14 protein-coding genes are annotated in these 14,663 nt (G+C 71.8%); 6 read left to right on the top strand and 8 right to left on the bottom strand.

The genetic code is table 11. The features are described from left to right. Positions 1-94 precede the first annotated feature (94 nt). The gene (locus OWM54_RS23290) at positions 95-754 is read left to right on the top strand and encodes a hypothetical protein (protein WP_267698899.1); all 660 of its coding nucleotides are present in this window, start codon (positions 95-97) and stop codon (positions 752-754) included. Positions 755-761: 7 nt separating this feature from the next. Here the strand turns inward: OWM54_RS23290 and OWM54_RS23285 are convergent, their stop codons facing one another. The 4 genes from OWM54_RS23285 to OWM54_RS23270 form a co-directional block, all read right to left on the bottom strand. Further along, a complete protein-coding gene (locus OWM54_RS23285) occupies positions 762-2,396 on the bottom strand; it encodes an ankyrin repeat domain-containing protein (protein ID WP_267698898.1) in 1,635 nt (544 codons plus the stop codon). A gap of 105 nt (positions 2,397-2,501) precedes the next feature. After that, positions 2,502-3,089 (bottom strand): superoxide dismutase, encoded by a 588-nt coding sequence (locus OWM54_RS23280; protein WP_223750423.1) that lies wholly within the window; start codon positions 3,087-3,089, stop codon positions 2,502-2,504. 192 nt (positions 3,090-3,281) lie between these two features. After that, a complete protein-coding gene (locus tag OWM54_RS23275; protein ID WP_267698897.1) occupies positions 3,282-4,571 on the bottom strand; it encodes a universal stress protein in 1,290 nt (429 codons plus the stop codon). Positions 4,572-4,604: 33 nt separating this feature from the next. Next, positions 4,605-5,618: a 2-hydroxyacid dehydrogenase gene (locus OWM54_RS23270; protein ID WP_223783814.1), complete on the bottom strand. Its 1,014-nt coding sequence runs from the start codon at positions 5,616-5,618 to the stop codon at positions 4,605-4,607. Between the two features lie 294 nt (positions 5,619-5,912). On the opposite strand from OWM54_RS23270, the gene OWM54_RS23265 reads away from it, so the two are divergent. Together OWM54_RS23265 and OWM54_RS23260 are read left to right on the top strand one after the other, a co-directional pair. Then, complete coding sequence (locus OWM54_RS23265; protein WP_324289141.1) at positions 5,913-6,329, top strand: thioredoxin family protein; 417 nt, start codon at positions 5,913-5,915, stop codon at positions 6,327-6,329. Between the two features lie 60 nt (positions 6,330-6,389). Beyond that, positions 6,390-7,730: a nicotinate phosphoribosyltransferase gene (locus tag OWM54_RS23260; RefSeq protein ID WP_223750427.1), complete on the top strand. Its 1,341-nt coding sequence runs from the start codon at positions 6,390-6,392 to the stop codon at positions 7,728-7,730. On the opposite strand, the gene OWM54_RS23255 is transcribed toward OWM54_RS23260, so the two are convergent. Then, positions 7,697-8,194 carry a DoxX family protein gene (locus OWM54_RS23255; protein WP_267698896.1) on the bottom strand — a complete coding sequence of 166 codons (498 nt, stop codon included), beginning with the start codon at positions 8,192-8,194 and terminating at the stop codon, positions 7,697-7,699. The genes OWM54_RS23260 and OWM54_RS23255 overlap by 34 nt on opposite strands. 86 nt (positions 8,195-8,280) lie before the next feature. Continuing rightward, positions 8,281-9,183: a LysR family transcriptional regulator gene (locus tag OWM54_RS23250; protein ID WP_267698895.1), complete on the bottom strand. Its 903-nt coding sequence runs from the start codon at positions 9,181-9,183 to the stop codon at positions 8,281-8,283. A gap of 176 nt (positions 9,184-9,359) precedes the next feature. Between OWM54_RS23250 and OWM54_RS23245 the strand changes: the two genes are divergently transcribed. Then, entirely contained in the window at positions 9,360-10,475 is a 1,116-nt protein-coding gene (locus OWM54_RS23245; protein ID WP_267698894.1) for a Kelch repeat-containing protein, read from the top strand. Positions 10,476-10,562: 87 nt separating this feature from the next. Here the strand turns inward: OWM54_RS23245 and OWM54_RS23240 are convergent, their stop codons facing one another. Then, positions 10,563-11,282: a trimeric intracellular cation channel family protein gene (locus OWM54_RS23240; protein WP_267698893.1), complete on the bottom strand. Its 720-nt coding sequence runs from the start codon at positions 11,280-11,282 to the stop codon at positions 10,563-10,565. 227 nt (positions 11,283-11,509) lie between these two features. On the opposite strand from OWM54_RS23240, the gene OWM54_RS23235 reads away from it, so the two are divergent. Further along, on the top strand, positions 11,510-11,977 hold the full coding sequence (locus OWM54_RS23235) for an amidohydrolase family protein (protein ID WP_223750432.1): 468 nt from the start codon (positions 11,510-11,512) through the stop codon (positions 11,975-11,977). 198 nt (positions 11,978-12,175) lie between these two features. Continuing rightward, entirely contained in the window at positions 12,176-13,273 is a 1,098-nt protein-coding gene (locus OWM54_RS23230) for a hypothetical protein (protein ID WP_267698892.1), read from the top strand. Between the two features lie 94 nt (positions 13,274-13,367). Here OWM54_RS23230 and OWM54_RS23225 read toward each other — a convergent pair whose 3' ends face one another. Beyond that, a complete protein-coding gene (locus OWM54_RS23225; protein ID WP_267698891.1) occupies positions 13,368-14,129 on the bottom strand; it encodes a YIP1 family protein in 762 nt (253 codons plus the stop codon). Positions 14,130-14,663: the final 534 nt, after the last annotated feature.

Genomic DNA, 14,663 nt, shown 5'->3' with positions numbered 1-14,663 from the left:
GTCCCCCAGTCCCGGCCGGCTTGTCCTGACTTGAGGGGCTCCCCACCCTCCGTCGTGTCGAGGTAGGGCGAAGTGTCACGAGGGGGATGGCTGCATGGGGAGTCGGCTGGGTTGGCGAGGCATGGTGGGGCTGGGTGGGCTGCTCGCGACGTTCGCGCCCTGGAGCTCGCAGGCCACCGAGCACGAGGGCGAGGACTGGCGCCCCAGCTCCGGGTACTCACTCAAGAAGGACAAGCGGCACCGCCGTCACCACGAAGAGGCCGCCATGGGCGGCTCCGGCATGGCGGCCATGTATCCACGGCTGGGCGGTCACGTGGGCTTCGCGCTGCCGCTGCTCAACATCACCGACGATGACACCACGGTCATCGGCGGGGACTTCTTCTCCCTGGGCCTGACGCCCGGCATCTCGCTGAAGCTCACCGAGCAGTGGACGCTCGACTTCGAGTTCATCGCCTTCAGCCGCTGGGACTTCGAGAAGGACGGCGAGCCGGAGCGGGTGGGCACCAGCTTCGTGGTGGACCCGGGCCTGCTCTACAACTTCGGCGGCTTCACCGCCGGCGTGCGCCTGGCCATGCAGGTGGGCGCGGGCCAGCCGTTCAACCTGGGCGTCGTGCCCATCGTCGTGAAGCCCTTCCCCATCACCGAACACCTCAAGTGGTTCCTCGAGCTGGACCTGCCGCTGTTCTTCACCGGCGCGCCGGGCGACAGCGGCTTCAGCTTCGGGCCGCAAATCCAGACGGGCATCGCCTTCTGAGCGGACCTCACGGCGCGTCGGAGGACGCGGCGTTGTTCCACCGGGGCTCGCCACGCGGGTCCTTGCCCCTGTCCGCGGAGTCGAACAGGAGCAGGTGCTTCTCGTGCACCGGCCTGGGAGGCACGGGCGCCAGCACCAGCCCCGCCTGACGCAGGACCCGCGCGAAGGGGGGATGGAGGATGGCTTCGCGCCACCGCGCATCGTGACGCTCCGCGTCCTCGGCGCTCAGCGTGACACCCGCCGCGAGCAGGGCCTGGAGCAGCTCCAGCTTCGAGGCGTCCGGGCACCTGCGGGCGTCCAGGGCCGACAGATACAGGAACGCGCCCTGGGTGGCCTTGTCCCAGCGAGCCCCATGGCTCAGCACCAGGGGAATCATGCTCGGACGACAGGCCCCCGTCGCCGCGTACAACAGGGCGCCCACCTTCCCCGCCGTGCTGGGATTCGCTTTCGCCTCCAGCAGCAGCCCCACCATCTCCTCGTCCGCGGGAGCGCCCCCCGGGCGGTTCACCGCGGCGCCCAGGGGCATCACGTCCCCCCGGCTCGGCAGGTTCGGGTCGGCGCCCTTCTCGAGCAGCACGTCGACGACCGAGCTGCTCCCCGACTGCACCCCCGCCACGAGCGGCGTGGGCAGCCGAGGCAGCTGGGCATTCGGGTCCGCCCCCGCCTCGAGGGAGCGCCGCACCAGGTCCGCATGTCCCAGCCGGGCCAGCTCCGCGAGCGGCGGCCACCGCGCCCCCGCCTCCACGAGGACCTCCACGGTCTGCAGGTCCCGCTGGAGCAACGCCCGGTAGGCGGGCCAGCGCTCGAAGCTGGCTTCGTTGCCCTTCGGCGGAACCCAGCCCGCGCCCACCGCCGCGCGCATCAACAAGGGGCTGCGGTGCTTGAGGGAGAGCTCCGCGGCCCGCTCGAGCACCCGGACCTGCACCTTTCCGCGCAGCTCGCGGCTCAGCGAGAGGGCGCGCGTGGAGTCCCGGCTCCGGAACGCCGACAGGAGGTCCGCCTCCCGCAGACACCCCTCCTCCTCCGTGTTCGCGCCCACGAGCCCCGCCTCCACCGCGGACAGCGCCTGGAAACGGGCGAAGCACCGCGCGGTCCACCCATGGGGCGGCCAGGCCTCCGCGTGCCGGGGCACCCGCAGGGAGGGGTCCGCCCCCGACGAGAGCAACAGCCGGGTGATGGCCACATCCGCCTTCTCGGCCGCCGCCATCAGCGGCGAGAGGTTCCGCGTGGCCTTGGACCTGCCCGGCAGGTTGATGCCACGCCCGGAGGCGATGAGCTCACCCAGGCGGAACCCGTCCGAGCGGAGCACGGCCTCCATCACCGGGTCCTCCGCCACCTCCACGAGCGAGGCCGCCCCGTCAGCCCCTCCCTCGATGCCCTCGGGTCGCTCGCCCGCCACGCCACAGGGCTCAGGCGCTGCCGTCGTCGCCGCGCAGAACTTCACGCCATCGCAGTAGGCCAAGACGCGGCAGTCGCGCGGATGCTGCCCGCAGCGCTCCACCGGCAAACCCTCGCACCACACGACAGGGGCCCGCGCGGTGGGGCCTCCCTCGCCGGACAACCCGCGTTGCTTCAGGACGAACAGCCCGGCCGCGGCGCCCATCACCAGACAGAGCGCCACGAGCACCAGGGCTTTCGTCACGCCCCGGCTCCGGCGGTGGGACGACCAAGGGGGGGCGGCAAGGGCCATGGCTGTCATTCAACCCAATGACAGCCCGCCTTGGAAAGCCACCCCCCGGTGGAAACCTCAGCCCTTCTTGAGGAGGTTGTCCGCCACGAAGTCCCAGTTGACCAGGTGCGTGAGGAACGTCTCGATGAACTTGGGCCGCAGGTTGCGGTGGTCGATGTAGTACGCGTGCTCCCACACATCGATGGTCAGCAGCGCCTTCTGGCCGTGCTTCATCGGCAGGTCCGCGTTGCTCGTCTTGGTGACGGCCAGCTTGTTCTTGTCCAGCACCAGCCACGCCCAGCCGGAGCCGAACTGCGTGGCGGCCGCGTTGGAGAACTCCTCCTTGAACTTGTCGAAGGAGCCGAAGTCGCGCTCGATGGCCGCCAGCAGCTCGCCCGTGGGCAGCCCGCCGCCCTTGGGCTTCATGCAGTTCCAGAAGAAGGTGTGGTTCCAGACCTGGGCCGCGTTGTTGAACACGCCGCCGTCGCTGCTGAGGATGATCTCCTCCAGGGACTTGTTGGCCTCGGCCTTGCCGTCCAGCAGCTTGTTGAGGTTGTTCACGTACGCCGCGTGGTGCTTGTCGTGGTGGTACTCCAGCGTCTCCTTGCTCATGTGCGGAGCGAGGGCGTCATGGGCGTAGGGAAGAGGGGGCAGCGTGACGGCCATGGTCAGGTCCTTTCCAGGGTAAAGGGACGAGGACACCTACCACCATCCCACCCGGGAAGAGGGCCTGACTCCAATCCATTGGCGTGCCGCCAACCTGCTGGAGCCCCCCGGCCATCCTCGGGTCAACACTTCGACGCGTCGTACGAGGGCCCGCCCTCCGGGTGGGCGGGCCCGCGCGTGGAGCGTCGCCTTTCACACGGTGGGAGGCCGCACCAGCAGGACGGGCCGCGAGGTGCGCGACAGCACCGCCTGCGTCGTCGAGCCGAGCAGCGCGCGCTTGAGCCCCGTGCGCCCGTGGGTCCCCATCACCACCGCGTCCACGCCCAGCCGCTCCGCCGTCTGCACCAGCGCGGTGACGACGTCCTGCGCATCCATGATGACCTCCGCCTGCGCGCGGCGTCCGGTGGCCTCCGCCTCGCGCGGCACCAGCGCCATCAGCCGGCCGCGCTCCGTGTCCACCTGCGAGCCCAGCTCCGCCACGGACACCAGGTAGACCTTGCCCCCGGGAGGCACCAGGCCGAAGGCGTGCGCCACCGCGTGGTTGCCCGTCTCGGAGAAGTCCGTGGCCACCATGACCTCGCGGAACGACGGCAGGGGCGCGTCCACGCCCGGCGCCATCGCCTGCGACGGGATGCAGGCCACCGACACCCGCGCCAGCCTCAGCGCGTTGTGGGACACGCTCCACATGCGCCCCAGCGCCCGGCGGTGGTGCGTGCCCACCACCAGCAGGTCCGCCTGCTCGCGCGCGGCCAGCTCCACCAGGTGGTCCGCGATGCGGCCCAGGGACGGCTCCAGCACCGTGCGCACCTTCACGCCCTGCGTGCCCAGCGGCGTCACCAGGGCTTGCGTCTCCTTGTCCAGCACCGCGCGCAGCTCCGGCGTCACCTCCGCCAGCTCCATGGGCCGCGGCAGGCCCAGCCGCCGGTACTCCTCGTCCGGCCACACCACGCGCGCGCCCACCACGTCCAGCGGGCCCCACACGCCCAGGGCGCGCACCCACTCGCGCGCGGCCTCGTACGGCAGCGAGCGGTCCACGCCCAGCACCACCTTGAGCGGCCGCTGGCCCCGCGCCCACGCCTCCATGGCGTTCGCGTCCTGCACGGCGAGCAGCGGCACCTCCAGCGACTGCGCCAGCCGGTCCACCGTCCCGCCGACGCCCAGGAACGGGGCCTCCTTGCTGGGCGAGGCCGCCACCACGAGCGTGGCCAGGCGCTGGCGGGCCACGTCGGCGACCTCGGCGGAGGGCTCGCCGGTGCGCAGCTCCTGCTCCACGCGCGCGCCCTTCTGGGACAGCCGCTTCGCCTCGTCGCCCAGCGCGGCCTCGGCCGCCTGGAGCAGCGAGGGACCGAAGGCCCGCGCGGAGTTGGGGTTGAGCACGTGCACCAGGAACAGCGGCACGTTCGCCTTCCGGGCAAGCTCGGCGGCGACGTCACACGCGCGGCGCGCGGCATCGGAGAAGTTGGTGGCGCAGACGATGGACATGGGGGACTCCTCGAGTCGGCTACGGGATGGGGTTCACGCGGGCCGCACCTGCTCCACGCGCACCTCGTTGACCAGGGGCTCGCCGCGCTCGAAGGCCCGGACGCTCGCGAGCGTGGTGTGGGCGATTCTGCCCAGCGCCTCACGGGTGAGGAAGGCTTGATGCGAGGTGACGAGCACGTTGGGGAAGGTGAGCAGCCGCGCCAGCACGTCGTCCTGGAGCACCTGGCCGGAGAGGTCCTGGAAGAAGACGCCCTCCTCCTCCTCGTACACGTCCAGCCCCGCCGCGCCGATGTGGCCGGACTTGAGCGCGTCGATGAGCGCGCGGCTGTCGATGAGCGCGCCCCGGCCCGTGTTGACCAGCACCACGCCGCGCTTCATCCGTGCCAGCGCCTTCGCGTCCACCATGTGGTGGGTGCCCGGCGTCAGCGGCACGTGCAGCGAGATGACGTCGCTGACGGCGTAGAGCTCCTCCAGCGTCACGTAGCGGGCACCCACCTCGCGCGCGAAGGCCGCGTCGGCGACGGCGTCGAAGCAGACGACGTCACAGCCGAAGCCCCGGAAGATGCGCGCCGCGACGCGGCCGATGCGGCCCGTGCCGGCGATGCCCACCGTCTTGCCCGCCAGGTCGAAGCCCACCAGGCCGTCGAGCGAGAAGTTCCAGTCGCGCACGCGCGCGAAGGCGCGGGGGATGTGGCGGTTGAGCGAGAGCACCAGCGTCACCGCGTGCTCGGCCACCGCGTGCGGTGAGTACTCCGGCACGCGCGTCACCCGCACGTCCAGCCGCCGCGCGGCCTCCAGGTCGATGTGGTTGTAGCCCGCCGAGCGCGTGGCCACGAGCCGCACGCCGCACGCACGCAGCAACTCCAGCGTGGCCGCGTCCACGCGGTCGTTCACGAACGAGCACACGGCGTGGAAGCCCTCCGCCAGCCGCGCGGTCTGCGCCGTGAGGCGGGGCTCCAGGAAGGTCAGCGCATGGCCGAAGTCCGCGTTGGCATCCTCCAACGCGCTCCGGTCGTAGCGATGGGTGTCGAATACCGCCAGCCGCATGCCTGCCCTCCCGCCGACGGACCGGGTGCCCGTCCTGATGGTGCTCCCTGCAACGCCCACACCATGCCCTCCTCGTGGCTCGGGCGCGATGGAGGACCGCGAAAAAACTGCGCATGCGCGACAGAGGGCGCAAAAAAGTCAGGGCACCGTGGCGGGCGGGCAGGCGGTGCCCTCGGCGTGACGTGCTCGCGGGGGGGACGCGCCGGGGCCCCGCGCGGCCTACCTTTCGCAATGAGAGGCTGTCGAGAAGGAGGCGTCATGTTCCGCTGCGCGGCCTGTGGTGCGTTCAATCGTGTGAGAGAGCCCCGACCCTCGGGAAACCCCGAGTGTGGCCGGTGTCACCGGGCGCTGGACCTGTCGGGCGCGCCGCAGGAGGTGGACGGCGAGGGGCTGGACCGGGCGGTGCTGGGCTCGCCGGTGCCCATCCTGTTGGACCTGTGGGCGCCCTGGTGCGCACCGTGTCGCGCGGCGGCCCCCATCCTGGACGCGGTGGGCCGGGCCCAGGCGGGGCGACTGCTCGTGCTCAAGCTCAACACGGAGCAGAACCCGCGCTCCGCGAGCGCGCTCGGCGTGCAGGGCATCCCCACGTTCGTGGTGTTCCAGGGCGGGCGCGAGGTGGCGCGGCGCAGCGGGGTGATGCCGAAGCCGGAGCTGGAGCGCTGGGTGGCGGGCGCGACGTCGGCGCAAGGAGGCGCGGGCGTGACGGCCTGAGTCGTGCATTCGAGTGCGGCCCGCGCCTCGGCTCGGGGCCCGCGCAGGAGGGGAGTCGACATGGAGTCCGAGGCCGCGCTGCTGACGGACCTCTACCAGCTGACGATGACGGAGGCGTACCTGGCCGAGGGCCAGTGGGACGAGGGGGTGTTCAGCCTCTTCGCGCGCCGGCTGCCTCGCCAGCGCAACTACCTGGTGGCGGCGGGCCTGGAGGACGTGCTCCAGACACTGGAGGGCTTGCGCTTCGAGTCCGAGGACCTGGCGTGGCTCGAGTCGACGGGCCGCTTCTCGGACCGGCTCTTGCGGTGGCTGGAGCGCTTCCGCTTCAGCGGGGACGTGGACGCGATGCCGGAGGGCACGCCGGTCTTCGCGCAGGAGCCGCTGCTGGAGGTGCGGGCGCCGCTGCCGGAGGCGCAGCTGGTGGAGACGTACCTGCTCAACCTGGTGCATCTGCAGACGCTGGCGGCGTCCAAGGCCTCGCGGGTGGTGGAGGCGGCGCGGGGCCGGCCGGTGATGGAGTTCGGGCTGCGGCGCATCCACGGCGCGGACACGGGGCTGAAGGTGGCGCGCGCGGCGTACCTCGCGGGGGTGGACTCGACGTCGAACGTGCTCGCGGGGAAGCGGTATGGGATTCCGCTCGCGGGGACGATGGCGCACAGCTACGTGCAGTCGCACGACGATGAGCTGGAGGCGTTCCGCGCCTTCACGCGCGTGTATCCGGACGCGACGCTGCTGGTGGACACGTACGACACGCTGCGGGGCATCCAGCACGTCATCCGGCTGGCGCGCGAGCGGGGTGAGGAGTTCCGCGTGCGCGCGCTGCGGCTCGACTCGGGGGACCTGCTCGCGCTGTCGCTGGCGGCGCGGGAGCTGCTCGACGAGGCGGGGCTTCAGCGCGTGCGGCTGGTGGCCAGTGGCGGGTTGGACGAGGAGCAGGTGGCGGGGCTGCTCGCGCGGGGCGCGCCCATCGACAGCTTCGGGGTGGGCACGGCGATGGGCGTGTCCGCGGACGCACCCTCGCTGGACATGGCCTACAAGCTGGTGGAGTACGCGGGCCGGGCGCGGGTGAAGCTGTCCGCGGGCAAGGCGCTGCTCCCCGGGGCGAAGCAGGTGTACCGGCAGGAGGAGGACGGCGTGGCGAGGCGCGACCTGCTGGTGCGGCGGGGAGACGCGGCGCAGGGGCGTCCGCTGTTGCGGCCGGTGATGCGCGCGGGACAGCGCGTGCCCGGGGCCGTGGCGTCACTGGCCGAGGCGCGGGAGTACGCGCGTCGGGAGCGTGAGCGCTTGCCGAGGGAGGTTCGGGCGCTGCAGCCGGCGAGGCCGCCCTACTCGGTCGTCATCGGGGACGGGCTGGCGCGGGCGCGGGCTCACGAGGTGGAGGTCTGGGCGACCGAGCCGTGATTCACCGAGGCGTTTCGCGCGAGGACGCCGTCCACGGCGAAGGCGCCGCTGCCGAGGAGGACCTGGGTGGCGAGCGCCATGATGAGGAAGGCGACGTACTCCCAGCCTCCGCCCGGGTTGGTGAACATCCAGCCCAGGGAGGCGTGGGACGCGAAGGCGCCGAGCAGCACGGGCAGGAGCGCCAGTGACACGAGGCGGACCCGCAGGCCCGCGATGAGCGCGAGGCCGCCGAGCAGCTCCATGGCGAACACCGGCGTGGCCGTCCACCCGGGGAAGCCGTGGGCCACGAAGAACCGGGCGGTGCCATCGAGGGTGAAGATGAACCACTTGGCGCCCGCGTGGGCCAGGAACACGACCCCCAGGGACACGCGGAGCACGGTGGCGGCGAGGGCGGATGAGGCGGGATGGGATGCGTTGCCGAGCATGACGACGACCTCCGGAAGACGGGTGAGCTGACGCGACATGGAATGCGCGCCTGGCGGCTCCCGCGGAAGGTCTGTGTCGAGAACGAATCGTTCTGCTGGCAGGACAATCCCGTGCGTCGGTCCGTTCAGCCCCAGCGCGCGGGACGGAACTCCGCGGCCAGCACGTCGAGCAGGGCGCGCACCAGCGGCGCGGGGGAGCGCCCCGCCGCGTGGACCGCGTGGATGCCCACGGGCCTGGGCATGAAGTCGTCCAGGACGGTGACGAGCCGCCCCGCGCGCAGGTCCTCGTCCACCATGAAGCGCGGCAGCACCGCGAGGCCGATTCCCTCCGCCACCGCCTCGCGCAGCAGGGTGCCGTTGGCCACTGTCAGCGGACCGCTCACCGACACGGGGATGCGCCCCCGGGGGCCGTGGAAGCGCCACTCGTCCTCGGCGCGCAGGTGCGCGTAGCGCAGGCACGCATGGTCCGACAGGTCCTCGGGCCTGCGGGGTGTCCCCCTGCGCTTCAGGTAGGCGGGCGCCGCGCAGACACACAGCGCGGTGGTCGCGAGCTTGCGCGCCACGAGGTTCGAATCGCGCAGGCGCGTGATTCGCAAGGCGACATCCACCCGCTCCTCGACCAGGTCCACCAGCCTGTCGCTCAACATCACCTCCACCGAAGCCCCCGGGTGGGCCGCGAGGAAGCGCGCCAGGGGACGGGCCAGGTACATCTGCGCGAAGCTGATGGGCGCGTTGACGCGCAGACTCCCCCGTCCCGCGTCGGAGGCCCCTCGCGTGGCGGCGCCCGCCTCCTCCAACAGGCGCGCGGCATGCGCGTACACCCCCATCCCCGCGTCCGTGACGGAGAGCTTGCGGGTGGTGCGGATGAGCAGCCGCTCCCCCACCCTGGACTCCAGGCGGGAGATGCGCGCGCTCACCACCGACTTGGACACCCCGAGCACCGCCGCGGCCCGGGTGAACGAGCGGTGCTCCACCACGCGCGCGAAGCACGCGAGGCCCAGCAGGTCATCGAACAGAGGCTCCGTCACGCGCGCAGGCTGCCACGGACATACCTCAAGGGCCAGATACACACATCTACACCGTATTTCCAATGCAACCAGGTGACTGTTATGCCGCCGTCACGCGGAGTTGACGTGGAAGACCGCCCGGAGCGTCGGTCCCACTTGTCACAATGCGGGCCTCACCCTTTCACCACGAGGAACGGATGACACGAGCAACCACAGCGAAGACGTGGCTGGGCCTGGGACTGTGCGGAGCGCTGGCGACGATGGCGGGCGCCACCACGGCGGCGGCCGAGGCGCCGCGCACCGAGGCGCGGGCGGCCTTCACCTCGCCCTGGTCCGCGGCGGCGTCGATGAGCCAGGTGCGCGCGTACCACACGGCGACGCGGCTGCCGACGGGCAACGTGCTCGTCACGGGCGGCAGCGGCTGGGGCAGCGTGACGGCGTCGACGGAGACGTACAACCCGAACACCAACACCTGGGCGGCGACGGCGACGATGAGCCAGACGCGCTCCAACCACACGGCGACGCTCCTGTCCTCGGGCAAGGTGCTCGTGGTGGGCGGCCAGGGCGCCGGCACGCTGGCGAGCGCGGAGCTGTACAACCCCTCGACGAACACGTGGAGCGCCACGGGCAGCCTGGCCACGGCGCGGCGGGGCCACAAGGCGGTGGTGCTGTCGACCGGCAAGGTGCTGGTGTTCGGCGGCTTCGGGGCGACGGCGCTGAAGAGCGCGGAGCTGTATGACCCGGCGACGGGCACGTGGACGGCGACGGGTTCGACGTCCGTGGTGGCGGGCCGCGCCAGCCTCACGCGGCTGCCGTCCGGCAACGTGCTGGCCATCAACGACGACGGCGTCGTCGGCGCGGCCGAGGTCTACAACGTGAGCACGGGCACGTGGAGCACCGCCGCGGCGGCGCCCGCGTTCTACGGGCACGCGGCCATCCTGCTGAACCAGGGCGCGGTGCTGGCGGTGGGACAGGAGCAGGGCCAGTACGCGAGCGGCGCGTGGCTGTTCTGGCCGGAGGACAACGAGTGGGAGTACACGTCCTACGCCACCGAGGAGCGCCGCATGGGCCACTCGCTGACGCTGCTGCCGTCGGGCAAGGTGCTCGTCGCGCGCGGCACGCGCAACCAGATTGGCGGCGTCACGGAGGTCTACGACCCGCAGGCCTTCTGGCAGCTGTCCGTGGTGGGCAATGACCAGCCCACGCAGGGCCACACCGCCACGCGCCTCATCAACGGCAAGGTGCTCGTGGCGGGCGGAACCAGCCAGGAGGAGCCCGAGCTGTACTCCTCCGCGGAGCTGTTCACCGAGTAGCCCGCCGTCTCGGCGCTGCTGCGTCCGTTCCGACGCAACCTCCCCGCCGAGGTCCTCCGCGAGAAGAAGAAGCCCTGAGCCGCCACCTCACGGCTTCACCCACTCCTCGCTGTCCGGGGGCCCACCGAAGTCATCGCCCTTCCTGGGAGGCTGCCGCGAGCGCTTCACCGGCAGCCTCCACCCGCGCCGCACGGAGATGAGCCGCACCAGCGCGCCCACCGCCATGCCCGCCGCCAACGCCAGACGCCTGTGCCCCATGAGCGAGAACGCCAGACACACCACGCTCGCCGCGAGCGCGGCGATGGCGTAGTACCCGGGCTCCGGCCTCATCACCGTGGGCGTGCGCCGGATGAGCACGTCGCGGATGATGCCGCCCCCCGACGCGGTGATGATGCCAATCAACACCGCCGTCCCCGGACTGAGCCCCACCTCCAGCGTGCGCTGCGTGCCCGCCACCGCGAACGAGCCGAGCGTCAGCGCGTCCAGCATCGACAAGAGCTTCACCGTCGGCCCGTGCCGCAGCTCGAAGAGGAACGCGGCGAACGCCCCCGTGAAGGCCGCGACCAGATACGCCGGCTTCACCAACACCAGCGGAGGCCCCACCTGCAACAGCGTGTCGCGAAGGATGCCGCCGCCCACGCCGGACACGAGGCCCAGGACCAGGAAGCCCATCAGGTCCATCTTCCGACGCTCGGCCAGCAGCGCGCCCAGCACCGAGCCGGAGAACACCCCCAGCAGGTCCGCCACCAGCGTCCCCAGCGAGATGACCTGCTCCTGGACATTCGGTTCCGTCAGGTCGAGTGACATGGCATGCGCGAGGCGGCCCGTCAGCGCTCCACCACCCCACTGGCAGCGTGGGGACGCCACGCGCCGCGGGCAACACACGCCGACAGGCCCAGGGACCGTCCGCACGGCGCTCCCACCCCGGCGGGCAACCTCTCGGGCGACGGCGCGACACCTCACGCCCCCGTGGACGGGCTCCGCGCGCGACAACACCTTTTGCTGAAAGCAACCCCCTCCCCCGAGCCCACGCCATGAGCCCCACCCAGCCCGCGGACCGCATCTTCGAGGGTGGCACCCTCCTCACCATGAACGACCAGCAGCCCACCGCCGAGGCCATCGCAGTCCAGGCCGGCCGCATCCTCGCCGTGGGCACCCGCGCCGACATCCTCGCGCTGCGCGGCCCCGACACGGAGGTCGTCTCGCTGCGGGGCGGCACCATGATTCCCGCCATCGTCGATGACCCGACCACCACCGACGCCGCGGCCTCCGGCGACGCCGAACCTCAGGGCACGCTCGAGCCCGGTCAGCGCGCCAACTTCGTCGTGCTCTCCGACAACCCGCTCACCATCACGCCCCGCGCCCGCGAGGACCTGCGCGTGCTGCACATCGTCAAGGACGGCGAGAGCCTCTACTTCGACAACGCGCGCGCCGCGAAGGAAGACGACGACACCGTGTTCAGCGAGGCCCTGTTCCTCGACGAGAGCGGCTGGCTCGTCTGAGCCCGCCTGCCTTCATCGCGCGAGAAAATGAAAAGACATGCGACGGAAGCGATGCGTCGTGACGGGGGGAGCGGGGTGAATGGCACCCACGCGCGAGTGGTCTATCGGAAACTTCCTCGCCGTCTACTCCGAGGGTGACTTCCTCCCACTCCGGCCGTTCTGCGATGGTGTGAAGGAACCCCGCACCGGAGAGCCTCCATGCTCCGCCATCTCGGCCCCGCGTTCTTCCTCGGCACCATGCTTCTCGGTGGCGCCTGCAAGAAGTCACAGGACCCCGTCCCCGAGACGCCCGCGGCGCCCAAGCCCGCCCCGGAGCCCGTGCCCGCCTTCTCGCTGTCGCTCCTCCAGGACGCGGCGCCAGCGAGCTGTACGTGGCTGCGTCAGGACCCCACGGGCATACGCAAGGCCCTGGCCACCGTGGAGGCGCCCTGCGCGCGGGTCCGCCTGGCGTGGAGCCCGGACGGCAAGCAGGGCGTCCTGGTGGACCGGGGCAACGGCAATGTGCAGCCGCGCGCCTGGAGGGTGGACTTCGACGCCGCCCAGGGTGTCCCGCTGCCGCTGCCCACCGAGGGCCACACGGACACGGTCGGCTTCGACGCCCGAGGGCAGGTGGTGGCGCTCGTCTCCCAGCTCGAGGGGCTGGCGCGCAAGGAGGAGCGCGGCGAGGAGTTCTTCGTCGTCGACGGCCGCAAGCTGATGGTGCCGGAGATGGAGGGCAGCAGCCCGGGCCTGGCCCACGCGTACCGCCGCGAGGGTGAGACGTGGAAGCGCATCGAGTCGGTCGCCACGGTGTACGAGACCGAGGACGCGCCGGGCACGAGCGCGCTGGCCACCGCGAGCCAGCTGGTGTCCTCCACCGTCGGCACGGACCCGGACGACCCCGTCGCGACGGAGCTCTCCGAGGGCAGCGAGGACGCCGTGCGATTGGACGCGGTGGTGAAGGACAAGGGCCATACGGAGTACGGCGCCTGGGTCTCGCTGGAGACGCATGGCGGGCCGCTGTACGCGTGGCGCGCGGCGACCGAGTTGCCGGTGCTGATGCTGCCGCTGCGGTGGGAGTCGGAGGACCGGCTGGCGGAGCCCGAGTCCCTGTCGCTGTCCCCCACGGAGGTGGTGGCCGTGCGCGTGAGGGGCGCCCTGCTGCTGGTGAGCGCGGAGGCCCACGCCCGCGTCTACGACGCGCGCACGAAGAAGCGCATCGCGTCATTGGACGACGTGCACGACGCGCGCTTCTGGCCCAAGCAGCGCACGGTGACGGCCGCCATCCCGACGACGGGCGCGTCGGCGACACAGTAGTCCCCTCAGGTGCATGAGCGCGCCTTCGCGTCGCCGCGACGCGAAGGCAGGGTCCCCTCCACGGCATGGCGACGCGAAGCACCGAGCGCGGTCGTCAGAGCTTGAGGGTCCCGGGTGCGAGGAGGGCCATCACCAGGGCCACGTAGCTGCCCACGCCGATGCAGCAGGTGAGCGCGGGTATCAGCAGCGCGCCGAACACCGCGGGCCCCCAGCCGACACCGTGCAGGCTCCGGTACGCGGAGACGCGGACGCCGAGGCTCCAGAAGGGCAGCACGTACATGCTGCAGAAGGGCACCAGGCCCGCGAGGTTGACGCCCTGGGACAGGGCATGGCCGCGCAGCGTCGTCCTGAACGTGCCTTGCGCACCGGCGACCTTGAGCACCAGGTGGTCCAGCCCCGCGACAGCGAGCGTGAGGCCCATGCTCAGCAACGGCAACAGCAGCATGCAGACGACGAAGAGGACCACGACGACGCCGCGGAAGAGCGCGGGGTGGGTCTCGTTGTCGGAGCCGCTGGCGGGGAAGCTCTCGTAGGGGAAGGCGAGCAGGAAGAGGGTGTAGAGGAGCCAGGTGGAGGCGTAGCCCACGAACGCGCTGAGGCCGGCGAAGAGGAGCGAGTCGCCCACCGACGCCTCGCGAGACATCCGCTCGAAGGTGGTGACGGGGCGGAGCATCACCTCGACGCACGTCCTCCAGAACGCCTTGACCCAGCCCAGCTCCGCGCGCTGGTCCCACGGAAGCAGGGCGTGGGGCACGCGGGCGTGGCACGACTCGCAGACCAGCTCCTGCCGAGGACCTCGGCGCAGACACCGGGCGCACGCGAAGGCGCCGCAGCGCTCACAGGCATGAAGGCTCATCCACTGAGGATGGACGGCACACACCGGAGCGCCCGAGTCGGGCGGAGGCGAGACGACAAAGGAGGCGCCGCAGCCACCGCAGCGAAGAGCACCTGCGCCCACGGGGGCCTGACAGAAGGGACACACGAACTCGGACACGCTTCACATCCTCGCACAGTCGCAACGCTCGCAAGGCCCCAGCGGAACGCCTGCGGGAGCGCCTCATGCGCAGCGCCTGCCCGTCTGCCCTCGGTGACTCGACGAGCATGCCACCCGCTCAGAACATGAGACACGGACGCATCAACCCGTGCTCATTCCGGCACCCGCCCGGGTCATGACTCGGAGCGAGGCATCCTCGCAATGCGAGGAACGCGGGCGCATCCGCCGCGCCGCTCCGGCACGTGGCGCCCGCGCCACTCCAGCGCGTGGGCTCGCAACGAGGCGCCCGCGCGAGAGAAGAGCATGGGCGCACGAGCTTCGCGCCGCTCCGGCGCGTGGGCTCGCAACGAGGCGCCCGCGCGAGGCGAGAGGCACATGCACGCGCCACCGTCTCCA

Origin of the sequence: Myxococcus sp. MISCRS1, assembly GCF_026626605.1 — a bacterium.
Lineage (GTDB): Bacteria > Myxococcota > Myxococcia > Myxococcales > Myxococcaceae > Myxococcus > Myxococcus fulvus.
This window is presented reverse-complemented; position numbering and strand designations above follow the sequence as displayed.